Source organism: Octadecabacter temperatus (genome assembly GCF_001187845.1).
Classification (GTDB): Bacteria; Pseudomonadota; Alphaproteobacteria; order Rhodobacterales; family Rhodobacteraceae; genus Octadecabacter; species Octadecabacter temperatus.
On sequence record NZ_CP012160.1, the window covers coordinates 2,362,389 to 2,385,542 of the forward strand.

Genomic DNA, 23,154 nt, shown 5'->3' on the forward strand with positions numbered 1-23,154 from the left:
GTTAGAATAATCCTTCTGGGTCCGGAGCAATCCGGGCCCAGACCCATTTCAGACTATTCGATTTAATAATTTTCAGAACACAGACGCATATTTTTTTGCGCACTAACAATAAAAAACTATTCGAGGCGAGCGCCAATATTAACTCAAAGCGAGGCTGCGATGTTAATGGATAAAATGACCGAAATGGTCGCCCACATGGTCGGTATATTTCACACGACCTTGGAAGAAGAACGGATGCGCGACGCCTTTGACAAATTCAAAGCGCTCGCAGCAGCGGACCCAGAAAACGACCCCCTAGAAGCGATGGGGATCGAGTTCAAAGCCAAGTACACGCTGGAGGGTTTCACCCCCGGATTGCGTTATGCCGAAGGTTCGCAGGTTGATCCGACCACTGATATTAGCAGCCCGTTCTTTTCGGGCGCGAACTACCCGATCCTGAAACTTCCACCGATTGTTTCAGGGCCCAATCACGATTTTCCATTCTTCGCGACTTCCGCAGAAGGCCGCATCACGTTTACGCTTGAACCACCTTCAAGTGTCGTGGTCATCTCCTTTCAAGATGCCTACCTAACCGACAACGACATGATCCTGCTTGGCGACGGTGAAACTGTTTTCACCGACCCGTCCGAATTTTTGACGCAGTTGCAGACATATCAATCCATCGCGGTGGCAATCGCAGCGCCTGTAAATTCCGAGATGATCTTACCCGGTGAGAACGCAACCGCAGATGCCATCACGCTGCACGACAAAATGTCGACTGCAGAAGGTTCAACCCTTTCCGGCGTTTCAGCTAAGATTCTTCACGACGCCGAAGCAGTCGGCCTCCACATCAACGGTGAAGCCGTCGAAGAAATTCCAACGCTTGATGATCTGATGCCGGCGTTTATGGCTGCCGAAGATGAGGTCGATACCGTTGAACCGACGGATGACGAAGATGACGGTTACGATTGGCCCGATCCGTTCGAAAGCCTCGCACCCGGCTACAGTAACACTGACCTCGTCGACATCGACGATGGGCACGAGGTTGTGACGGGTGCAAATCTGCTCGTCAACGAAGTCATCATTAATTCTTCCTGGCTCGACGCCCCGGTTTTTTCTGTCATGGGCGACGTCGTAAACCTCAACATCATTTCACAGGTCAACGTCCTTGTTGATCATGATTACGGAACCTTCGGCGAACTCATCGCATCAACTGCGATGAACGCCGCCACCCTTACGGCCACTGTCACCACTCCGGTGCCCGAGGAGGGTGAAGAGGTCGCCGGGGAAGCTGAAGATCTAGCGTTACCGTCCAATTGGGCAGTCACACGGATTGACGGCGACCTCATCGCGATCAACCAGATAAATCAGTACAGTTTTGTGACCGATGACGACAGCGCTGAGCTGATCTTTGGAAGCACCAACACCTATATTGGCATGGGCGACAACACGGTTATCAATCTCACCGATTTGGCGGAATTGGGCTATGGTTACGATCTGATCATGATCGGCGGCAGCATGATTTCCGTCAATTGGATCAGCCAAACCAATGTTCTGATGGACAATGATACCGTGACAGTTAGCGGCGATATTCCTGTTGGCATAAGCGGCAGCGATAACCTTTTGTTCAATTCCGCAACGATCAATTCCGTCGGCGTGGACAGCTACAGCGAGATGCAAGACAACTTCGCCTCCGCGAGCGCGAATTTTGCGAACGGCGGCGTCGATATTGATGAAAACGTCGCCCATGACAGCGTTTTTGAGGGCACTGAAATTCTGCGTGTTCTCTACATCGAAGGCGACCTGACAACGGTGAACTGGATTGAGCAAACCAATGTATTGGGAGACTCCGATCAAGTGCACCTCGCGCTGGAGAACCTTGAGACCACGACAGGCGCAACCGCGTCCGTCACCACGGGTTCAAACGCAACCATAAACGCGGCGACCATCAACGAATTCGGCGTCGATTCACAAGTCGCCGTAAACGGTGACGTCTATGATGATGCCCTGCTTTATCAGGCCAATCTGATCGACACGGACGCAGACCCGTTGGGCGTTGCAATGCCAGCCCTCGCAAACGAGGCCGTGGCTTTCCTCGCTGACGACATGATGGGCCCTGACGTCGCGCCAGAAGACACCGCAATTGTAGCAACCGCATCTGAAAGCACCGCGTCATCCGACGTGATGCAATCGATGTTGGCTTAATAGGATATTACCGTAGATGACCGTTACCGAAACCAAGAGCTTTGCCAAAGCCTTGCTAAAGGCGCAGGAAGCGAAAACCGCAACCGATGCAAAACTTCCCCCACTCGCGCTTACGTCAGAAGACCGCGTTCATGCGGAAGCGGCGCCAGTGTTTGAAAGCAAACGTGTTTCCGAATCCGCCCCCGCCAAAGGGCTGGGTGGTGACCTGATTGAGGGCGACACGGGCCCGATCCGCAAGAAAGATGCAGGCGGCAAGCCCCCTACCCCAACCGATGGCGGCAATGGTGGTGGCGGTGGTGGTGGCGGCGGTTCGTCCGACTTTCACAAACGCGCCGCCCCTGACCAATTCGTTCAACAGCTCAACGCTGGAACGCGCGTCGTTAAGCGCAACCTGAGCTTCGTAATGCTGCTGACGTGCGCCACAAATCTGCTTGTTCTGGCGATCCCGATATACCTTTTTCAGATTTCTGATCGTGTTCTAACCAGCCGGTCCCTCGATACGCTTGTGATGCTGACTGCTGTGATCGTTGGCGCGGTCGTATTGCAGGCGATCTTTGACGCGGTGCGGCGGTTTATTCTGATGCGAACTGCCGTTGAAGTCGCCGTGCGTCTTGGCGCGCCGGTTCTAAGTGCCGCGGCCCATGCGTCCCTGCACGACAACGGGCGACAATACCAAACGCTAGGTGATTTACAGCAATTGCGCGGATTTCTAACGTCCGGCACATTGATTTCCTTCTTGGACGTACCGTTCGCGCCTTTGTTTATTTTCGCGATTTTTTTGGTTCACCCGCATCTGGGAATGATCGTTATCACCACCGCGCTCTTGTTGATGGTGATCGCGATGATCAACCAAAAAGTCACCGCAAAACCCTTTGCCGACGCGAACATGGCCCAAAGCAAAGCGAACATGCATTTGGATTCCATGTCCCGTAACAGCCAGATCATCAACGCCTTGGCGATGGTTCCAGAGGCCGTTGCCCTTTGGGGAAAAGACACCGCTGACAGTTTAAAGTCGCAAGTCAAAGCCCAAGATCGCAACATCGCATGGGCCGCCGTTTCACGTGCCGCACGCCTACTTACCCAAATCGCGATGCTTGGCTGGGGCGCGTTCCTCGCCATTCAGGGCGAGATTACTGGCGGCATGGTGATCGCCGCATCCATCATTGCAGGTCGTGCATTGGCCCCGATTGAAGGCGCGATTGAGGGGTGGAATGCCTACAGTATTTCACGGTCCGCCTATGGGCGGGTTCGTTCTTTAATGCATAATTCAGTGCAAATTTTCGAGAAACTCGTGCTGCCAAATCCCGAAGGCCGTTTGAATGTTGAACGCCTGCTGTACGTGCCACAGGGCACCAAACAGGTCATTCTTAACGGGCTGACTTTTGGCCTAAACCCCGGTGAATCCCTTGCTGTGATTGGCAACTCAGGTGCAGGTAAAACCACCCTTGGTAAGATGCTTGTCGGGTCAATCCTTCCGACGTCCGGCAACGTGCGCCTTGATCTGATGGACCTGCGCAATTGGGATACCCGTCAGCTTGGTGAAAACATCGGCTACTTGCCCCAAGACGTGCAACTGTTCCCTGGATCCATCAAAGCCAACATCGCGCGGATGCGCGCTGGTGCCCGCGACGAAGACGTCCACCGCGCAGCCCTTCTCGCGGATGTCCACGACATGATCGCGACCCTGCCCCATGGGTACGAAACGATTGTTCAGGCAGATGGTTCACCACTGTCAGGTGGACAAAAGCAACGCATCGCGCTTGCGCGTGCCTTTTTCGGGAACCCACGCCTTCTTGTACTGGACGAACCGAACTCGAACCTCGACACAGCTGGTGATCAGGCCCTTGCAAACGCCATTCGCCACGCGGGCGAAAACGGCATCACAGTTGTCGTCATCACACAAAAACCTTCGCTTCTTAGCGTGGTCGACAAGATCATGGTGATGGCCGACGGCAATATCGCAACGTTCGGGTTCCGCCAGCAAGTGCTTGCCCAACTTGCACAACGTACGAAACCTGGTGGCGGCTCACTTCCACCGGCAAATGGCGGCGCAGGAGGTCAACCAAATGTCTAACGCTCTTACAGTTCCCGCCCCGACAACACTTGAATGGTATTCCGAAGTGCCACGCTCGGTCTCGCGGCACATTGTCTTTGGCTTGCTGCTTTTTGTCATCGCATTTGGTGGTTTCGGAGTATGGGCATTGAAAGCCCCACTAGCAGCGGCCGTTATTGCACAAGGCAGCTTCGTGGCGACTGGCAGCAACAAAATCGTGCAACACTTGGAAGGCGGAATCATCAACGAAATCCTCGTGGCCGAGGGCGATACTGTCGTCGCAGGCCAGCCTATTTTGTTGCTGGATGAAACATCCGCCCTAGCAACGGAACGCGAACTGTTCCTACGTCAAATCCGACTTGAGGCCATGGAAACGCGAATACTGGCCGAATACGCGGGCGAAACCCGTCTCGTCTTTCCGCCTCACATCGAAGAGCTGCGATCAGATTTCGGTGTGGCCTCAATGCTGGACGGCCAAACAGTTACGTTTGACGCAGCCGTACGCCAGTTACGCAACGACGTTGGCTTGCTTGAACAAAGCATCGAAGCCCTTTCGGTGCGTGCGTCAGGTTACGACTTTCAGCTGACCGCAACAAACACCCAGCTTGAGATTTTGAATGAGGATTTGGAGGCCAAACAAGTTCTTCTAGATCGTGGCCTAATCCGCCGCTCAGAGGTGAACACCCTAAGACGCGCGATCGCCGAGGCCGAAGGACAAGTTGGGCGACTAACGGCTGAGGTCGATGAAATCGCCGAAGTGAAAAACCGTTACGGTGCGCAGATTGAACAAACTGTTAGCGAGCGCCAAAGCGTCGCTTTGGATGAATTGCAGCTGGTGCAATCCGAACTGGAAAGTGTGCGCGAACAAGCCCGCCGCGCCGAAAACGTCCTTGAACGCTCAGAGGTGGTGGCACCGGTTTCCGGCACTGTTGTCACCCTGCATTATCACACGGCGGGTGGTGTCATTGAATCCGGCAAAGCAATTGCCGAAATTCTCCCGACGGGTGAACCATTGATCATCGAGGTCAGCGTACCACGCACCGAAGTTGACGTTGTGCAACAAGGACAGATGGCGACCGTTCGTTTGACGGGCCTAAACGCCAGAACAACGCCAATTCTAGAAGGAGAGGTTTACTATGTCTCCGCGGATGCGATCCTAGATCGACGTCAGGAAGTACCACAAGAAGTCTACATCGCGCGGGTTTCTGTTACACCCGAACAGCTAGACCGCGTGCGGGGGTTTGCTCCTGCCCCAGGTATGCCCGCTGAAATCATGATCCAAACAGAAGCGCGGACATTCTTTCAGTATTTGATCAAGCCGATCACAGACAGCATGAACCGCGCTTTCAGGGAACAGTAATTTAATAACTGCCGGCGCAAACATCCGCGCCGGCATACACACGGTTACCCACCAGCCGGACTGCGCATCAAGCCCAGTGTCGAGGCTGTCGCTTCGAAGCTCGGGGTTACGAAATCGCCTGAATTAAGGTTGTCATCATAAAACGGAAACCACGGTCCGCCCATGCCTTCAGTCGTGGACCAAACCTGACCTTGCGCATCAATCATATAGCGGGTGCAAACCTTAACTTCGCGGGTTTGAATCGTAAAATCCTGCCGCCAAGCCCACGTACCATCATAACACATCCGGCTGGCGGTGGTGACGGCCCAAGTTCCATACCCAATACTTTGCTCTGACGGATTTACAGCGCGAAACGTGCCATCCGCCGCCCAGAACGCCGCCGACCCGCCGCCCCAATCAACCGTGCGACCCGAAAACATCCGAAGCAGCGCAGTCGGGTCTGCAAGCGACGCACCATCCGGAATCCGCGCACGCGTTGTGCTTTCACCAAACATAGGTGTCGCAAACGAAAGCGCTATCAAGATTGGTGCAGCTTTCCATGGTTTTAAATACTTCAATACAGTCATCAGATTTCCCCCCGGAAAAATTGGGTCATGACGAAACTGGCAGAGTAAAAAATCGTTCCAATCATGACGTCGTTATCAAATTAGAGTGCCGGTAAGAATTCGGTCTAAATATCCGAAAAGCCAAGGCTTTCCCCAGAAAAACGGGACTTTTTATAGACGGTGATTGTTGCACGCCGTCGCAATTTTTGCAAGTTTTGAGAGGTCCTATCCTTCCCTGCCTAACCAGCAAAGCCATGCCCGCACCACTTATTTAGCCGAACAACGCGCAAAGAAACGAAAGGCGGACTTGTTGGTTTTTTTCGGCGTGAACTCGCAGCCGACGTTCGCTGCAGCGGCACGGATGGCTAACTTCCAACTCTTAACGTACCGTCACAACACGCGTACCCTTGAAACGCCCCCGCCCTTGTGTTGGCTTGCACGCCTTATGGCCTTGGGAGGGGACAAATGGATATTCTGATAAACGTCGTGCTGCCGTTGTCGCTGGCGATCATCATGTTCAGCCTTGGGATCGGCCTCACTATAGCCGATTTCCGACGCGTCGCCGAACGCGGATGGGTGTTTGCTATTGGCGCTGTCTGTCAACTCGTGCTTTTGCCCGTAATGGCCTTTCTCATCATCTCGTTTTTTGGTCTTACAGGGGCCATCGCCGCTGGTGTGATGCTTATCGCGCTCTGTCCCGGTGGGGTCACTTCCAACGTAGTGTCGCGCCTTGCGGGTGGCGACGTTGCGCTGTCCGTCTCCCTTACGGCGCTGATGTCGCTGGTCTCGATCCTCACCGTGCCAGTCCTCATTAGTTGGGCCGTGGCCCATTACATGGGCGAAGCCGCGCCAGATGTTTCTGTGACCTCGCTTGCTTTGGCGATGTTCTTGCTGACCATGTTGCCGGTGATCTTGGGAATGGTCCTGCGCAATTTAGCGACACCATTGGCGGACCGCATTGAACCGACCCTCATCAAACTCGCCTCGGTACTCTTCGTCCTCATTATCATAGCGGCCATCGCGTCCAATTGGTCACTGCTCACCACCAACGCAGGCACCCTTGGCCCCGCATTACTGACTTTGAACCTCAGCACGATGATCGGCGGGCTTCTGATCGCAACGGCACTGGGCCTCACATGGCGCGAACGTAAAACCATCTCAATCGAGGTCGGCATTCAAAACGGCAGCCTTGGCATCACCCTCGCGCCGCTGATTGTGGGCGCTACCAATGGCATCCCGACCATCGGGCTGCCATCCGCCCTATACGGCGTGATCATGTACATCACCGCCATTCCTTTTGTTCTTTGGTTACGGAGCCGTAATTCATGAAAACAGACGTCGTTGTTGTAGGTGGAGGCCTTGCTGGGCTTACTGCCGCCGCTGAACTTGGAGATCGCGGCAAAAAGGTCGTGATCGTTGATCAAGAAGGCCAACAAAATCTAGGTGGTCAGGCCCATTGGTCGCTTGGCGGCTTGTTCATGGTCGACACACCTGAACAGCGCCTCATGGGTATCAAAGATAGCCACGAACTGGCCCTCAACGATTGGATGGGATCGGCGCAATTCGACCGTCCCGAAGACGACTACCCGCGCCAGTGGGCCGAAAAGTACCTCGACTTTGCAGCAGGTGAAATGCGTCCGTGGTTGCACGACATGGGCCTACGCTGGTTCCCTGTTGTAGGCTGGGCTGAACGCGGTGGGTCCGACGCCATGGGCCACGGCAACTCCGTACCTCGTTTTCACGTCACTTGGGGGACAGGCCTCGGCGTTCTGGAGCATTTTATCCGGCGTTGTAACGAACACAGCGATGCCGGTCGCATCACCTATCTCCATCGCCACCAAGTCGACCGGCTTGAAATGCTAAACGGCGCAGCCGTTGGCGTGTCCGGCACAACTCTTGCCCCCGATGATGCAGTGCAAGGCGCACAAACCAATCGCGACGCAACAGGCGAATTCCGCGTAGACGCAGACGCCGTGATTGTCGCCTCTGGTGGTATCGGTGGCAACTTTGATCTGATCCGCAAAGTCTGGCCAACAGAACGTCTCGGCCCGGCACCGAACAACATGCTCTCTGGCGTACCTGCCCATGTGGACGGCCGCATGATCGGCATCACCGAGGACGCAGGCGGCCACGTCATCAACTTCGACCGTCTGTGGTTCTATACCGAGGGTGTCAAAAACTGGGACCCAATCTGGCCCGCCCACGGCATCCGCATTCTACCTGGCCCGTCGTCCATGTGGTTCAACGCAAACGGCAACCGCTTTGCGCCCCCTACCATGCCTGGTTTCGACACCAACGGCAGCTTCAAAGCGATCCTTGATACCGGATTTGACTACAGCTGGTTCGTGTTGACTCAAAAGGTCATCAAAAAGGAATTCGCGCTCTCAGGCTCCGAACAAAACCCCGACCTCACATCGGCCAAATGGTCGAAGGTTCTCACAGAACGCATCCTAATGGGTAAAAACGCAACCGGTCCGGTCGAGGCTTTCAAGGAACACGGCGCGGATTTCATCGTTGCGGACAACTTGACCGACCTTGTGAAAGGCATGAACGAGCTAACTGACGATGCCCTGATTGACGAGGCACACTTGCGCACCCAGATCGAAGCCCGCGACGCCCAAGTCGACAACCCGTTCTCTAAAGACCCGCAAATCACCGCCATCCAAGCGGCCCGCCATTATCGTGGTGACAGGCTCATCCGCACCGCCAAACCGCATCGGTTCCTTGACCCAGACAATGGCCCGCTGATCGCCGTTCGCCTTAACCTGATCACCCGCAAAACGCTGGGCGGCTTGCAAACCGACCTGAACAGCCAAGCGATTGATGCCGCAGGCAATGCCATCCCTGGTCTATATGCAGCAGGCGAAGCGGCAGGTTTCGGTGGCGGCGGTTATCACGGCTACAATTCGCTGGAGGGTACGTTCTTGGGTGGTTGCATATTCTCTGGGAGAGCTGCCGGAAAGAGTGCCGGGTAAGTCTGAGACCGAGACCGTTTTAGCCCGAAAGTTGACTTACTTAGCAGTCGCGTGGAAACGCGGCACTCAGCAGTGCAACGGCCAATTGGCACATTCGCAGCACGTTCCAACTATCTCACAACATATACAGAACACCCTGAGTGTCGCACGACACGTGCCGCATTTGGTCCGAGCAGGTAGTCTTTGAAATCAGCTCGGTGCGCCCCGATGACGATCAGGCCGGCATCGGAGAGTTTAGCAGCCTTCAGCACTTCCTCGTAGACGCTTCCGATTGCGACCAAGTGGCGAACGTCCTGGTTCGCCACTGCGCCAATCACATCACCGACCATTTCATTGAGGAGTTTGGCAGCGCCGTCCTGCGCGGATTTAACGTCATGGTCTTTGAAATAGGCGCTAACAACGTTTGCTCCGAAATCAGGGACAACCGTAATAACATCTAACTGCGCCCCATCAAGATCGGCCAGTTTCTTGGCTTCTTTGAGGACCGGGGCTTCGTCTTTAGGACGGTTGATGTCGATTGCGCAAAGTACTGTCTTGATCATGCTACTTCTCCTTCGCGTAGGGTGGGTGCTGGCGCTCTACTCTTTTGCAGGAATGCGATCAAAGCAAGGAGCAGGAGGGCTGGGATCCAGATGAGTTCTTTCGGCATCTGATTGGACGCGACCTGCACGGAGCTGATTGCGACTGGTTCGTCACCGTAGAAGTCAAATGATGAAAGCGCGTCAGACAGTTCCGTACCGAAACCTGGTTCGTCCATATTCTGTGCGTCACCGTCTGGAACCAGAATGATCCCAAGAGCGTCAAGACGGGCGTCAGCCCCTTCGACATCTGGCACAGTCAAAGGCACGGTTACGTCCTTTCTTTCGAACGTGTCAAAGTCAGGCCCCGAGATGATTGTTCGCAATGTGCTACCGGGTTCAGCGTCGGCCAAGGCCTGCGAGAATGCAGCTGGCTCGATCTCTTCGAACGGCGGTTGAATCTGGTTCATGAAGAACCCTGGGCGGAATAGCGCGAATGCAATCACCAATAACGCAACTGTTTCCCAGATGCGGTTCTTGGTCAGGAACCAATTCATCGTCGCCGCCGTGAATACCAAAATACCGATGGTCGCAGTGATGAAGACAATTATACCTTGGGTCACGGTTACATCAATTAGCAGCAGATCTGTGTTGAAGATGAACACGAAGGGCAGTGCCACAGTCCGTAGGCTGTAGAAGAATGCGGTAAAGCCCGTGCGGATTGCGTCGCCACCAGAAACGGCAGCGGCCGCGAAACTGGCCAACCCAACCGGGGGCGTAACGTCGGCCATGATCCCAAAGTAGAAGACGAACAGGTGCACAGCGATTAGTGGGACAACCAATCCTGACTGTGCACCTAGTTCGACCACAACGGCGACCATCAAGGATGAAACCACGATGTAGTTTGCCGTCGTAGGGAGGCCCATGCCGAGGATCAGCGACAAGATTGCCACGAAGATCAGCATCAGGATCAAGTTGCCTCCGGAAAGGAATTCCACGAAATCCGCCATCACTTGACCGATGCCCGTCAAGGACACAGTGCCAACGATGATACCCGCTGTTGCAGTCGCAAGACCAATGCCGATCATATTGCGAGCGCCGTCGATCATGCCGTCAATTAGGTCAAACAGACCATCTTTAAGACGACTGATTGGATTATCTTCGCCACGGAAGAACGCCTTGAGCGACTTTTGAGTCAGCAAGATGCCGAACAACATGAAGGTTGCCCAAAATGCCGACAAGCCAGGGGATTTGCGTTCGATCATCAGGAAGTAGACCAAAACAATGATTGGGAGCAGGTAGTACAGGCCTGATTTATAAATTTGTGCAAGGTCGGGAAGCTCCACAACCTTTGCATTCGGGTCATCCGGTTCCAGATCTTCGACTTTGGACGCAAGGTAGATCAAGCCGACATATACCAGACCAAGCAGGATAGCCAAAATTAGACCAGACCCTTCTGGGAAGAGTGATACGATCGCGGCAACCGGATACTGAGTGGCATAGCACAGCAGTGCGAAGCCAGCGAAGAAGCCGAACATCCCCAGCACTGTGTTGAACATGTTGACAGCTTTGTTGCCGATGGTTGGCATGTTGTTTTTCACCGCTTCAAGGTGAACGATGTAGACCAGAGCGATGTAGCTGATGATCGCTGGCAGGAACGCGTGCGTGATGACCTCAACGTAGGAAATACCCACATATTCCACCATCAAGAAGGCCGCAGCCCCCATAACCGGTGGCATGATCTGGCCGTTTACAGAGGACGCAACTTCAACCGAACCGGCTTTTTCAGCGCTGAACCCAACGCGTTTCATGAGTGGGATTGTGAAAGTACCAGTCGTCACAACGTTCGCGATGGAAGAACCGGAAATCAGGCCCGTCGCGGCAGACCCAACAACGGCTGCTTTAGCTGGACCGCCACGCAGGTGACCCAAGGCACCAAAGGCCATCTTGATGAAGTAGTTGCCAGCGCCTGCTTTGTCCAAAAGCGCACCGAACAAAACAAAGAGGAATACAAATCGGGTCGAGACCCCAAGAGCGATACCGAACACGCCCTCAGAGGTAATCCACATGTGGCTCATAGCTTTGCGCAATGATGCACCGGCCCAACGGATCTGATCGGGAACAATTTCTGACGAACCAAAGAAGACGTACCCAAGGAAAACAACAGCCAAGAGCACCATGACCGGTCCCAGTGTCCGATAGGCAGCGATGAATAGGAAAATCAGACCAGCGAGTGCGAAGTAGGAATCCGAGTGATCCGCAAGCCCGCCATTCCCAACGATTTTATCATAGAAAAAGTAGCCGTAGAGCGCGAGGAACGCGCCACCTAGTCCTAGGATCCAATCGTACCAAGGAATGCTGTCGCGGGGGCTGTTTTTGAACAATGGATAGGCCATTGCTGACAGGAAAATAGCAAAAGCGAGGTGGATTTGACGCGAGTTATTGATCAAGTCCCCTGGCAAAATATAAGGACCAATTGGAGACGCAAGAAGCACTTGAAAACTCGACCAGAGCAGCGCTGTAATTGCGATCATTTTGCCAACAGCGCCGGTTGGGCTTCTGGCACCACTATCACTTGCAGCGACGAGTTCCTGAAGTTCTTCTTCGCTTAGCGCGCGATTTTCTGCAGTCGTCATAAGTCCCCCTGTCGCCGGTTTCCGGCTGATCGTGTTTGGTGTTCCGGGGCCGGATGGACCGGCCCCAGTTTTGTTCTTAAGTGAGTGGTGATTATTCGATCAGGCCAGCTTCTTCGTAGTACTTGGCAGCGCCGTCGTGCAGCGGAGCGGACAGGCCGGCAGATGCCATGTCAGCTGGTTCCAAATTCGCGAAAGCTGGGTGCAGACCGCGGAAGTCGTCGATGTTGTCGAACACGGACTTAACCAATGTGTAGACCACGTCTTCGGACACATCGGCGGAGCTTACGAATGTCGCACCAACACCAAATGTCATAACGTCTTCGTCGTTACCGCGGTACATGCCGCCCGGAATCGTCGCTGAACGGTAGAAAGAGTTTTCCTCGATCAGCTGGGCGACAACGTCACCGGACACTTCAACCAGCACGGAATCACATGCTGTGGTAGCTTCGGAGATAGAGCCGGATGGGTGGCCAACAGTGTAAACCATCGCATCGATCTGGTTGTCGCAAAGGGCTGCAGACTGCTCGGATGCTTTCAGTTCTGTTGCTAGTGCGAAGTCGTCTGTTGTCCAACCGAGGGCTTCCATCAGAACTTCCATCGTGCCGCGTTGACCGGACCCTGGGTTGCCGATGTTAACACGCTTACCTTGAAGATCTGCGAAGCTTGTGATGCCACTGTCGGCGCGCGCCACAACAGTAAACGGCTCTGGGTGAACTGAGAAAACAGCGCGAAGGCCTTCAAATGCACCGGACTCTTCGAAGCGAGATGTGCCGTTATATGCGTGGTACTGCCAGTCGGACTGAGCAACACCGAATTCCAATTCGCCTTCGCGGATTGTGTTGATGTTGTAGACGGAACCGCCTGTAGATTCGACGGAACAGCGTACACCGTGGTCACGGCGGCCTTGGTTAACCAGACGGCAAATCGCGCCACCAGTTGGGTAATAGACACCGGTAACACCACCGGTACCAATTGTGATGAACTCTTCGGCCATGACGGTAGGCGCTGACATTGTAGCAGCGACCGCAACAGCGGCAAAAGTTGAGATTTTCATTCGGATCATTGACGTTCTCCCAAGAACTAAATTTGTTTTGGGACGGGTTATTGCGGACATTGGCGTGGTGCCGTTGCCCGTCTTGTTGTTCCGCCCCAGTGCAGCAATGCAGGAGATTCCTGCTTGTCCCTCGACTTTCTCAGTGGGGGCGAAACCTGTCTATGCGCGTGACTACCTATATCCCGAAACGGGGACACAGGAGTAAATCTAACCAAACCAAAACGGAGTCTGCTTATGAGTCATGTTTTCCCTCGCAACGCTAAGTCTCTACCCCCAATGGGTTTTTCTGGAACAGGCGTCTATCTAACGGACACGGATGGTAAGCAATATATCGACGGGTCCGGGGGGGCGGCGGTCTCTTGCCTTGGTCACAGCGACACGGATGTGATCCATGCGATCAAGGAGCAACTGGATACGATGGCGTTTGCTCACACGAGTTTTCTGACATCTCGGCCGGCAGAGAAACTCGCCGATAAATTAACCGAACATGCACCGAAAGGGCTGGAGCGGGTTTATTTCGTGTCAGGTGGATCAGAGGCGGTCGAAGCGGCGTTAAAGCTGGCGCGTCAGTACTATGTTGAATTAGGTCAACCTAAGCGCTCCAAGATCATTGCCCGGCGCCAGAGTTATCATGGAAATACATTGGGTGCGCTGGCTGTCGGGGGCAATGAATGGCGCCGTGCGCCGTTTGCGCCCCTGTTGATGGATGTCAGCCATATCGCGCCTTGCTACGCTTACCGCGAGCAGCTTGACGGAGAGAACGAGGCTGATTTTGGCCTGCGCATGGCCAATGAGTTGGAAGCAGAAATTCTGCGTCTTGGTGCGGATCAGGTTATGGCTTTTGTGGCAGAACCGGTTGTTGGTGCGACCTTAGGAGCGGTGCCTGCGGCGGAGGGGTATTTCAAACGTATCCGCGAAATTTGCGATCAGTATGGCGTCTTGTTGATCCTTGATGAAGTCATGTGCGGGATGGGGCGTACGGGCACACTATTTGCTTGTGAACAGGACGACATCAGCCCTGATATTTGCACCATAGCAAAGGGATTGGGCGCGGGATATCAACCTATTGGAGCGACGCTGTGTACGGCGGAAATCTATGAAGTAATCCTGCAGGGCAGCGGTTTTTTTCAACACGGTCATACTTATGTCGGACATCCGACAGCCTGCGCGGCGGGGCTAGCTGTGGTGGACAAGCTCACATCGGGGGTGGTGGACGGCGTTACTGCAAAAGGTGAGCTGCTAATGGGAATGTTGCGCTATTCGTTAGGCAAACATCCCAACGTCGGCGATATCCGCGGACGTGGATTGTTTGTCGGCATCGAATTTGTAAAGGACCGCGAGACAAAAGAGTGCTTAGACCCAGCGTTGAAGTTTAACGCAAAGCTCAAGAAGGCTGCTTTTGCCAATGGTCTGATTTGCTACCCGATGGGCGGGACCGTTGATGGGGTCCACGGAGATCATGTATTACTTGCCCCTCCGTTTATTTCGACGACGGATCATTTGGGAGAGATCGTTCTAAAACTGACGGCAGCAATTGATGCGGTGACGGTTGATCTGGGACTATGACTTGATCTGCGTCCAAGAAGAGAACACAATTCACCCATGAGGTATTCACTCGGATTTGTTCTCGCGTTGAGCCTTGCGGGGCTGCAATTCATCGCGATCATTATCGTTGTGTCCACGTCTTACGTGTCCTCAGAGCGCGCCATGCTGGAACATGCGCGCGGTTTGATGGATGAGGTAGGTGCAAACGCGGCTGAACACACCAAACGGTTTCTCGAACCGGCAACCGAGATTACTGAACAAGCCCGCCGCATGTTGAACAACGGCCTTGTTTCAACGACATCGCCGGAATTGATGGAGCAATACTTCTTTCAGCTGCTGCGCACCGAAGCTCAGCTAGCAGGGATCTACTACGGCGATGAAGACGGCAATTTCATTTACGTTATGAACAGCGATGGCCCGGGGCCGTATCGCACCAAATCCATCGTCGTCGAGGACGGACAACGTACAACCGAGTACATTTGGCGTGATGAGGAATTTGCGATCGTCGAACGCCATTTTGACCCCAGCGATACCTTCAATGCTCGGGAGCGCCCATGGTATATTGAGGCACGCCAACTTGGATCGCGGATTTGGACTGATCCCTATATATTCTTTTCGTCCCAGCAACCCGGAATTACTGTGGCCGCGCCGATACAAAGCTCCGAAGGCGCACTGCATGGAGTTGTGGGAATTGACCTCAATATCGCCGACATCTCTCTTTTCCTTTCTGATCTCACAATTGGTGATTCAGGAGCTGCCTTCATCCTCAGCGATGATGGTCGCGTCATCGCCCATCCTGATCCAGCACGGATAAGCACGCGAAACGATGACGGAACGATCGGGTTCATTGGCGTCGACGATTTCAGTGACCCTATCGTGCGAGCAGCTTTTGCCGGATTTGACGGCAGTGTTTCATCGTCGAACCAATCGGTGCGATCCGAGTTTGAATTCTCTGGCGACCAATTCATGACTCTGTTGTTGCCAATTCCCTATATTGACCTGCCGTGGAATATCGCCGTCTTCGCCCCCGAAAACGATTTTATCCAAGGCATCCGGGACAACCTCTCCAGGAATATCTGGATCGCTGCAGTCATTTCGATTGTAACTGCGATTGCTGGTTTGATCCTCGCGGAACTCATTCTGAAACCGGTTCGGGCCTTCGCCGTTCGTACGTCATTGGTATCCCAAGGAGAGGTTTCTACCGATGCGCCACTGCCCCGTACTTACAAAGAACTCAGCTTGGCGAATGCAACGCTGATCGATGAAATTGCACAAAGGCGGCGTTTGGATGAGAAGCTGCAGGACCTCAACCGTGAACTGTCACACGTGACCCGCGTGAACACGATGGGCCAAATGGCGACCGGCCTAGCCCATGAACTCAGTCAACCACTGACTGCAATATCGCAAAATCTAGATACGGCGCTTTCTGTCGCCAAAATGGACCCTGCACCGAACAAGGAGCTGGTCTCAATTCTAACTGAGATTGACGAACAGGCCCACCAAGGTGGCGACATCATTCGCGCTTTGCGAAGCTTTATGCGTAAAGACAATGGCCATGCACAGCCATTTGATTTCAAAGAACTCGTGGAACAAACCCAACGCCTTCTTCGTCAAGAATTGGAAGGCGGCGGCGTCACTATCGAAACGCAAATATCTGATCTGCGCCCGGCGTTTGGCAACCGCGTTCAAATCGCTCAAGTTCTGATTAACCTTTTCCGCAACGCGATCGATGCAATTGTTATGGCAGATTGCCCTACTCGGAAAATCAAGTTTGTCGCGTTGCAACTTGACGATTTGATTGAGGCCAGTGTGCAAGATTCCGGCCCAGGAGTTGATGCCGAAATCACGTTATTCAAAGAGTTTAAGACTAGCAAACCTGACGGTCTGGGTTTGGGCCTTTCAATCTCACGGACGATCGTTGAGGCAGGTGGCGGTAACCTCTGGTACGATGCGCCGTCACATCAGTTCCATTTTACAATCCCATGTGAAGCCCCGTAGAATTCGCCAACCACCGGACCGAGATAACCTCCCATGATAGACACCGCTTCTAACGTTTCGACAGTTTTCCTAATTGATGACGATGTTAAGGTACGAACAAGTCTGTCCCGGGCTCTCATCACGCGTGGTTTCAAGGTTATGACGTTTGAAGCCGCGTTCGACTTTCTCGACGTATACGATCCGTCGCAACCCGGCTGCTTGGTCTTGGATTACGGTCTACCTCAAATGGATGGTCTGAAACTGCAACAAGTCCTCGCGGAGAGGCAAATCAGTATACCAATAATCTTTATTTCTGGTCATGGCGGGGTCCCTGAAACCGTCCAAGCAATGAAAGCTGGGGCCGTCGATTTCCTGGAGAAGCCTTTTCGGCAAGGCGCCCTTGTTGACTGTATCAATACGGCAATTTTAGCTGACAGAGAAAAAAGAGCGGAGGACTATCACCGCAATTCCGCGCTGCAGCGATTTGCCAAGTTAACGCTTCGGGAGAGAGAAGTCGCCAATTTCATGATCGCCAATCCGTCCAGCACTGCGAGTAAAGAAATAGGGAGGGAACTGAAAATAAGCCCGAGAACTGTAGACCATCATCGTGCGCGAATTCTTGAAAAAATGGAAATCGGGTCGGTGGCAGAGCTAATTGATCTTTCAATCCCGCATGCTGATCGCTTGGATTGACGCAGGTACAATGGACATCCGCGTGGCAGGTTGCCGTGCAGAACTGCAATGCCCTTGTGAACGAACACTCTGGACCGAAGGGTGGGGTTTCTCGCGGGGCACCGAAATGTGGGTTACACTCCTGCTCGGCCATCCGGCGATGACCAAGCTCTTAGTCGCGGGCATGGTTTGTCGGAGCAATGTCTGCTCCTCTCAAATTTAATTCGATGCAACGTGTCCCACTCTTCTTATTCCAACCCCACTTGACGATCACACAAACAAACGATGCACGCTTGATAGATCAGCCCTCAAAAAGCCAGCTGCCGCCCCTATGTCACTCAGTTCAGAGTTTTGCCCCACCCCTTCTCAGCTGGCTAGAGTAAGCCATTCAAAAACAACAGTTTTCGCACCACTCGGGAAACAAATTCAAGCGTAACCGAAGAAAACTCAAGAAGACCCGCTTTTCGAGTGTCGCCCAACAAAACAAGCAAAAGGGCCGCCCAGGGCGACCCAATCAAACTAGCGAAAATGGTATAGTGGCGGAGACGAAGGGATTCGAACCCTCGAGACGGGTTACCGCCTACTCCCTTAGCAGGGGAGCGCCTTCGACCACTCGGCCACGTCTCCGCTGATCCGTCTAATGCGCACAGCGGGGCACCGCAACACTAAAACTTCATAGGCCATTTGAATTTTTGTTTGGGCTTGTTCGCCATCATCGGCGACACCTAATCAACGACGGTATCAAACACATGATCCAGCCATTCTTTTACTTTGTCCAACGTCTTATCCATCCGTCTGCTTTCATGGATCACGCTCCAAACCTCGCGTTCGACGGTTTGTGACGGATCTGCAGCGAAAGTCTCTCCTGCTCCCATGATGACATCTGGACCAATCGTTCCCAGCCCTAACGAACATGCTGTGCGTTTCGCCGCCGCATAAGAGGAAGTCCGGACAATCGGATCGCGCCCAAAGACAGCACGGCCCATTTCCATGTCCGGCGTCCAATCTAAATCTTCGCTCATCCCAACCCAGTCCGTCGCGTCGCGACCTTTGGGTTTCCACACCCGCATAGGCATGCTGCAAATCCGTTTTGCAACCAGTTGCCCTTCACATGGGCGGCCAAAACGCAAAGCAATATCCGCCTCATTAAATGCCAAACTTAGTCGCCTATCCGAACTCAGCAATGACACTTCTATGTTGGGAACTTCATTCAAAAGTTGCGGAAGGTTTGGAGCGAGATAATACGTCAAAACGAAATCTAAGGACGTGATTGCAACACGCGTTACCTGTTCTTCTTGATCCGACGTGTCGAGATTTGAAAAATTAAAGCTAAGGTCGGTAGCCATTTTGACGAGCTTCAAGCCTTTCGGCGTAATTGTCCAAGCTTCGCCTTTGGTTTGTTTTGCAAGCATCTCTTGGCAATCCTCGGAAAGAGATCGCACATGTCGAGAAACGGTTGAACTCGACGTATCAAGTAGCTCAGCGGCGCGTTTCATCGTTCCGCCTTCGTATAGGGCCAGAAGATACCGCAAATTGTTCCAGTCTTTGATCATCACTCCTACTGCGTCCCCACGTCAAAAGTTTGTTCTTCTTGACCAGTTCGTACCCCAACCAAAAGCCTAGTACCTGCGCTAGGAAGAGTAGGGCGCGTCTCAAAAGGCTATGCGATCTACCCTTAAGGATAGCTAGGACGCTACCCGTTAGCATATCTAGAACCCTGCCCCAAAAGCCCGTTATCAAGTTCTTGCAGATTTCAGCAGGAGCGGTTGTCCTTATGACTTAGCGTACCATTCGGTCGAAATTTCTGTGGGAAATACGGCGCGCAAATTTGCAACCACGTGATCGCAACCGTCGAGGTTGCCTTACGTTAGGTAAAAGTTACGGTTCAAGCAGAGACGCCGAAAAGGAGAGATCGCGATGAGCACGACAGAACACAGCCCGCGGGAACGCAAGTACGCCCGATCCAATCCGACTCTGCTTGGATCCCTTATTTTAGCGAACTTCGTTTCATCTACCCACTTGCATTCTTCAGAGGGCATTTGGGCAACCACTGCGATCTACGCTTTGTGCTTGTTTGTCCCTATGGCAATACGTTTTTTAATCATCGCTAACGGTAAAAACACACTCGATGTTAGACCTCGAAACTCAATTCAGCGGTTACCTAGCGCTACTTGCTATCACCGCTAAACCTATTCTGGCCCAAGACACCACTCACCTACTCCGCTTGGCCCAGGCCTCGTGATCGAAAGATCGCGAACTCGGCGACGGCACCTCAAATGCCGTCGCCAATTTTTTATGTGTTGAACAAGAAGTGCAGAACATCGCCGTCTTTGACGACGTATCCTTTGCCTTCAGCACGCATTTTACCCGCTTCTTTTGCCGGTTGCTCGCCACCCAAAGTCACGAAATCCTCGTAGGCAATCGTTTCGGCGCGGATGAAACCTTTTTCGAAATCACCGTGAATGACGCCAGCCGCTTGCGGGGCTTTGGTTTCCGCAGGAACCGTCCATGCACGGGCTTCTTTCGGGCCTACCGTGAAATACGTCTCAAGGTGCAGCAGCTCGTAACCCGCTTTGATAAGACGGTCCAAACCAGCCTCTTTCAAGCCCATTTCCTCAAGGAACATAACGGCTTCGTCGTCTTCAAGTTGGCTGATCTCTTCTTCGATCTGCGCGGAAATAATAACATGGGAATTGCCCTGAGCGGACGCCATCGCAGCGACGGCAGCAGAATGCGCATTCCCGTCAGACGCTTCAGACTCGCCAACGTTACACACGTACAAAACGGGCTTCGTTGTCAAAAGCTGCAGCATATTCCAGGCCTTCAGGTCATCTTCATCAACTTCGATAACGCGTGCAGGCTTGCCATTTTCCAAGGACGCCTTCGCTTCTTCCAGCAAACGCACTTGTTGGGCGGCGTCTTTGTCGCCCCCCTTCACCTTGCGAACGAGGTTCTGCAAACGCTTCTCAATGCTTTCCAGATCGGCCAGCATCAACTCGGTTTCGATTGTTTCGGCATCCGCAACGGGATCAACACGGCCGTCAACATGGGTCACGTCACCGTCTTCAAAACAGCGCAGCACATGGGCGATTGCGTCTGTTTCGCGAATGTTGGCAAGGAACTGGTTGCCCAGACCTTCGCCCTTAGACGCCCCCTTCACGAGGCCCGCAATATCGACGAATGTCATCCGTGTTGGGATAATCGACTTTGAACTCGCAATCTCGGCCAGTTTATCAAGGCGCGCATCCGGCACGGCGACTTCGCCCACATTCGGCTCAATTGTGCAGAACGGAAAGTTTGCGGCTTGTGCCGCAGCAGTACGCGTCAACGCGTTAAACAACGTGGATTTACCCACGTTTGGCATGCCTACGATACCCATTTTAAAACCCATGACGCCACTCCTGCTTAATGTTTGTTGGCTTCTAGGCCGCAAGAGGCCCGCCCGCAAGCATTTGGGGCATTGATTTTCGCCCTCTCCTGCGCCAAACCGCAAAGACCGCTAAAAAGGACACTCCGATGACACGTATTGACGCCAAATTCGCTGAGCTTCGCGCCGCCAATAAAAAGGCGTTCGTTGCCTATGTGATGGCAGGTGATCCTGACTATGCGACATCGCTTGAAATCGTCAAAGGTTTGCCCGGCGCAGGTGTCGACGTTATCGAACTTGGCCTGCCCTTCACGGATCCGATGGCGGATGGATCCACCATTCAGCTGGCTGGCCAACGCGCCCTTGATGGCGGCATGACCCTTGATCAAACGCTGTCTATCGCCGCTGAACTGCGCAAAACCGATGACACGACGCCGATTGTTATGATGGGGTATTACAACCCGATCTATTCACGCGGTGTCGATACGTTTCTAGAACAAGCAAAGGCCGCCGGAATCGATGGGTTGATCATCGTTGATTTACCACCCGAAGAAGACGAAGAGCTGTGCATTCCAGCCCAAGCTGCCAGACTTAACTTCATCCGCCTTGCCACGCCAACGACGGATGAAAAGCGCCTTCCTAAGGTCCTTCAGAACACATCTGGCTTTGTCTATTATGTATCTGTGACAGGTACGACTGGGGCGGCGGCCGCACAAGCTAGCGACGTTGCACCAGAAGTTGCGCGCATCAAAGCGTCCACCGATCTTCCTGTCATTGTTGGTTTTGGCGTCCGCACGCCGGACACCGCGAAAGACATTGCAGGCGTTGCAGACGGCACGGTCGTCGGGTCTGCGATTGTTGAAAAAATCGCCGCAGGTGAACCCGTCGAAAAGGTTCTGGCCTTCGTCAAAACACTCGCAGACGGTGCGCATTCCGCCTGAGCCGGCAAGCGACCTAAGACGTTTCTAAACTATTCCTTCAAACAAGTGCTTTGGCACGCTGTACATTTGCGCCGAATTGGGTAAATTGGTAAAAAATCCAAACCAATTCAGCCGAAAGTACGCGATATGCCTGTCATCACCTCCATCGACGACCTGAAGCGCCTTCACAAACGCCGCACTCCTAAGATGTTTTATGATTACGCCGAAAGCGGGTCATGGACGGAACAGACGTTTCGCGAAAACACATCCGACTTCGATAAAATCAGGCTTCGTCAGCGGGTTGCCGTAGATATGGCGGATCGTACAACTGCCAGCCAGATGATCGGTCAAGACGTGTCGATGCCCGTCGCCCTCGCCCCTGTTGGGCTAACAGGGATGCAGTGCGCCGACGGTGAAATTAAGGCCGCCAAAGCCGCCGAGAAATTCGGCGTTCCGTTTACCTTGTCGACCATGTCGATTTGCTCCATCGAGGACGTCGCCGAGAACACAAACAAGCCGTTCTGGTTTCAGGTCTACACGATCAAAGACGATGATTTCATGAAGCGCCTTTTTGATCGCGCGAAGGCCGCGAAATGTTCCGCCATTGTTATCACCCTTGATCTGCAAATCCTTGGTCAGCGGCACAAGGACCTCAAGAACGGGCTAACAGCGCCGCCAAAGTTCACCATTCCAACGATGATCGATCTCGCGACGAAATGGACGTGGGGGCTGCAAATGCTGCAAACAAAACGCCGTTTCTTTGGCAACATTGTTGGCCATGCGAAAGGTGTCAGCGACCCGTCTTCTCTCGCGGATTGGACGGCAGATGCGTTTGATCAATCACTGGATTGGGATCGTGTCGCTCAGTTGATGAAAATGTGGGACGGTCCTGTTATTCTAAAAGGAATTCTTGACGTTGGAGACGCGAAAAAGGCCGCTGATTTGGGCGCTGACGCGATCATTGTCTCCAACCACGGCGGCCGTCAATTGGATGGCGCATTGTCCTCCATCCGCATGCTGGAACAGATCGTGGATGCCGTTGGGGATCGCATTGATGTGCATTTCGACAGCGGCATTCGATCTGGTCAGGACGTGTTGAAAGCCATCGCGCTTGGCGCAAAGGGCACCTATATCGGGCGCGCTTTCGTCAACGGATTGGGTGCAATGGGCGAAGCGGGCGTGACCAAAGCGCTCGAAGTCATCCACAAGGAACTGGACCTGACAATGGCGCTTTGCGGCCACCGCGACATCACCAATGTCGACAAGGATATTTTGCTGGTCCCCGAAGATTTCTCGGGCAAGTGGGCCTAGCAACTCCAAGTCGTAAAAACGTCTTTCCAAAAAGGGA

The 23,154-nt window shown here is 53.5% G+C and carries 16 protein-coding genes and 1 tRNA gene; 10 read left to right on the forward strand and 7 right to left on the reverse strand.

Going from position 1 to position 23,154, the window contains the following annotated elements:
* Window positions 1-165 precede the first annotated feature (165 nt).
* The 3 genes from OSB_RS11860 to OSB_RS11870 are packed head-to-tail and all read left to right on the forward strand — an operon-like array spanning window position 166 to window position 5,597.
* Window positions 166-2,184: a type I secretion protein ATPase gene (locus tag OSB_RS11860; RefSeq protein ID WP_234967381.1), complete on the forward strand. Its 2,019-nt coding sequence runs from the start codon at window positions 166-168 to the stop codon at window positions 2,182-2,184.
* A gap of 16 nt (window positions 2,185-2,200) precedes the next feature.
* Window positions 2,201-4,258, forward strand: a complete 2,058-nt coding sequence (locus tag OSB_RS11865) for a type I secretion system permease/ATPase (RefSeq protein ID WP_082166463.1) — start codon at window positions 2,201-2,203, stop codon at window positions 4,256-4,258.
* Window positions 4,251-5,597, forward strand: a complete 1,347-nt coding sequence (locus tag OSB_RS11870; RefSeq protein ID WP_049835207.1) for an HlyD family type I secretion periplasmic adaptor subunit — start codon at window positions 4,251-4,253, stop codon at window positions 5,595-5,597. Before OSB_RS11865 ends, OSB_RS11870 begins: the two co-directional genes overlap by 8 nt.
* A 44-nt stretch (window positions 5,598-5,641) precedes the next feature.
* Here the strand turns inward: OSB_RS11870 and OSB_RS11875 are convergent, their stop codons facing one another.
* Window positions 5,642-6,163 carry a DUF995 domain-containing protein gene (locus OSB_RS11875; RefSeq protein ID WP_049835208.1) on the reverse strand — a complete coding sequence of 174 codons (522 nt, stop codon included), beginning with the start codon at window positions 6,161-6,163 and terminating at the stop codon, window positions 5,642-5,644.
* A 444-nt stretch (window positions 6,164-6,607) separates the two neighbouring features.
* Here OSB_RS11875 and OSB_RS11880 point away from each other — a divergent pair, with 444 nt between their 5' ends.
* Together OSB_RS11880 and OSB_RS11885 are read left to right on the forward strand one after the other, a co-directional pair.
* On the forward strand, window positions 6,608-7,471 hold the full coding sequence (locus tag OSB_RS11880; RefSeq protein WP_049835209.1) for a bile acid:sodium symporter family protein: 864 nt from the start codon (window positions 6,608-6,610) through the stop codon (window positions 7,469-7,471).
* Entirely contained in the window at window positions 7,468-9,117 is a 1,650-nt protein-coding gene (locus OSB_RS11885; protein WP_049835210.1) for an FAD-binding dehydrogenase, read from the forward strand. Before OSB_RS11880 ends, OSB_RS11885 begins: the two co-directional genes overlap by 4 nt.
* 110 nt (window positions 9,118-9,227) lie before the next feature.
* Here OSB_RS11885 and OSB_RS11890 read toward each other — a convergent pair whose 3' ends face one another.
* From OSB_RS11890 to OSB_RS11900, 3 genes are all read right to left on the reverse strand, one after another.
* The gene (locus OSB_RS11890) at window positions 9,228-9,659 is read right to left on the reverse strand and encodes a universal stress protein (RefSeq protein ID WP_049835211.1); all 432 of its coding nucleotides are present in this window, start codon (window positions 9,657-9,659) and stop codon (window positions 9,228-9,230) included.
* Window positions 9,656-12,271: a TRAP transporter permease gene (locus OSB_RS11895; protein WP_049835212.1), complete on the reverse strand. Its 2,616-nt coding sequence runs from the start codon at window positions 12,269-12,271 to the stop codon at window positions 9,656-9,658. The genes OSB_RS11890 and OSB_RS11895 overlap by 4 nt, the downstream gene beginning before the upstream one ends.
* Window positions 12,272-12,362: 91 nt before the next feature.
* Window positions 12,363-13,325 (reverse strand): TAXI family TRAP transporter solute-binding subunit, encoded by a 963-nt coding sequence (locus OSB_RS11900; RefSeq protein WP_049836145.1) that lies wholly within the window; start codon window positions 13,323-13,325, stop codon window positions 12,363-12,365.
* A gap of 234 nt (window positions 13,326-13,559) precedes the next feature.
* On the opposite strand from OSB_RS11900, the gene OSB_RS11905 reads away from it, so the two are divergent.
* The 3 genes from OSB_RS11905 to OSB_RS11915 are packed head-to-tail and all read left to right on the forward strand — an operon-like array spanning window position 13,560 to window position 17,540.
* Window positions 13,560-14,891, forward strand: a complete 1,332-nt coding sequence (locus OSB_RS11905; RefSeq protein WP_049835213.1) for an aspartate aminotransferase family protein — start codon at window positions 13,560-13,562, stop codon at window positions 14,889-14,891.
* A gap of 36 nt (window positions 14,892-14,927) precedes the next feature.
* Window positions 14,928-16,868 (forward strand): sensor histidine kinase, encoded by a 1,941-nt coding sequence (locus OSB_RS11910; protein ID WP_049835214.1) that lies wholly within the window; start codon window positions 14,928-14,930, stop codon window positions 16,866-16,868.
* A gap of 33 nt (window positions 16,869-16,901) precedes the next feature.
* Window positions 16,902-17,540 (forward strand): response regulator transcription factor, encoded by a 639-nt coding sequence (locus tag OSB_RS11915; protein ID WP_049835215.1) that lies wholly within the window; start codon window positions 16,902-16,904, stop codon window positions 17,538-17,540.
* Window positions 17,541-18,056: 516 nt separating this feature from the next.
* Here the strand turns inward: OSB_RS11915 and OSB_RS11920 are convergent.
* The 3 genes from OSB_RS11920 to ychF all read right to left on the reverse strand — a co-directional run bounded on the left by OSB_RS11920 (window position 18,057) and on the right by ychF (window position 20,910).
* Window positions 18,057-18,146 (reverse strand) — tRNA-Ser (locus tag OSB_RS11920).
* A 98-nt stretch (window positions 18,147-18,244) separates the two neighbouring features.
* The gene (locus OSB_RS11925; protein ID WP_049835216.1) at window positions 18,245-19,072 is read right to left on the reverse strand and encodes a LysR family transcriptional regulator; all 828 of its coding nucleotides are present in this window, start codon (window positions 19,070-19,072) and stop codon (window positions 18,245-18,247) included.
* Window positions 19,073-19,812: 740 nt separating this feature from the next.
* A complete protein-coding gene (gene ychF, locus OSB_RS11930) occupies window positions 19,813-20,910 on the reverse strand; it encodes a redox-regulated ATPase YchF (RefSeq protein ID WP_049835217.1) in 1,098 nt (365 codons plus the stop codon).
* 125 nt (window positions 20,911-21,035) lie between these two features.
* On the opposite strand from ychF, the gene trpA reads away from it, so the two are divergent.
* Together trpA and OSB_RS11940 are read left to right on the forward strand one after the other, a co-directional pair.
* Window positions 21,036-21,827 (forward strand): tryptophan synthase subunit alpha, encoded by a 792-nt coding sequence (gene trpA / locus OSB_RS11935; RefSeq protein WP_049835218.1) that lies wholly within the window; start codon window positions 21,036-21,038, stop codon window positions 21,825-21,827.
* Between the two features lie 126 nt (window positions 21,828-21,953).
* Entirely contained in the window at window positions 21,954-23,117 is a 1,164-nt protein-coding gene (locus OSB_RS11940; protein WP_049835219.1) for an alpha-hydroxy acid oxidase, read from the forward strand.
* Window positions 23,118-23,154 lie beyond the last annotated feature (37 nt).

Excerpts from the sequence above, each read along its gene's own strand:
- OSB_RS11860 (WP_234967381.1), top strand. The coding sequence starts at position 166 with ATGGATAAAATGACCGAAATGGTCGCCCACATGGTCGGTATATTTCAC.
- OSB_RS11865 (WP_082166463.1), top strand. The coding sequence starts at position 2,201 with ATGACCGTTACCGAAACCAAGAGCTTTGCCAAAGCCTTGCTAAAGGCG.
- OSB_RS11870 (WP_049835207.1), top strand. The coding sequence starts at position 4,251 with ATGTCTAACGCTCTTACAGTTCCCGCCCCGACAACACTTGAATGGTAT.
- OSB_RS11875 (WP_049835208.1), bottom strand. The coding sequence starts at position 6,163 with ATGACTGTATTGAAGTATTTAAAACCATGGAAAGCTGCACCAATCTTG.
- OSB_RS11880 (WP_049835209.1), top strand. The coding sequence starts at position 6,608 with ATGGATATTCTGATAAACGTCGTGCTGCCGTTGTCGCTGGCGATCATC.
- OSB_RS11885 (WP_049835210.1), top strand. The coding sequence starts at position 7,468 with ATGAAAACAGACGTCGTTGTTGTAGGTGGAGGCCTTGCTGGGCTTACT.
- OSB_RS11890 (WP_049835211.1), bottom strand. The coding sequence starts at position 9,659 with ATGATCAAGACAGTACTTTGCGCAATCGACATCAACCGTCCTAAAGAC.
- OSB_RS11895 (WP_049835212.1), bottom strand. The coding sequence starts at position 12,271 with ATGACGACTGCAGAAAATCGCGCGCTAAGCGAAGAAGAACTTCAGGAA.
- OSB_RS11900 (WP_049836145.1), bottom strand. The coding sequence starts at position 13,325 with ATGAAAATCTCAACTTTTGCCGCTGTTGCGGTCGCTGCTACAATGTCA.
- OSB_RS11905 (WP_049835213.1), top strand. The coding sequence starts at position 13,560 with ATGAGTCATGTTTTCCCTCGCAACGCTAAGTCTCTACCCCCAATGGGT.
- OSB_RS11910 (WP_049835214.1), top strand. The coding sequence starts at position 14,928 with ATGAGGTATTCACTCGGATTTGTTCTCGCGTTGAGCCTTGCGGGGCTG.
- OSB_RS11915 (WP_049835215.1), top strand. The coding sequence starts at position 16,902 with ATGATAGACACCGCTTCTAACGTTTCGACAGTTTTCCTAATTGATGAC.
- OSB_RS11925 (WP_049835216.1), bottom strand. The coding sequence starts at position 19,072 with ATGATCAAAGACTGGAACAATTTGCGGTATCTTCTGGCCCTATACGAA.
- ychF (WP_049835217.1), bottom strand. The coding sequence starts at position 20,910 with ATGGGTTTTAAAATGGGTATCGTAGGCATGCCAAACGTGGGTAAATCC.
- trpA (WP_049835218.1), top strand. The coding sequence starts at position 21,036 with ATGACACGTATTGACGCCAAATTCGCTGAGCTTCGCGCCGCCAATAAA.
- OSB_RS11940 (WP_049835219.1), top strand. The coding sequence starts at position 21,954 with ATGCCTGTCATCACCTCCATCGACGACCTGAAGCGCCTTCACAAACGC.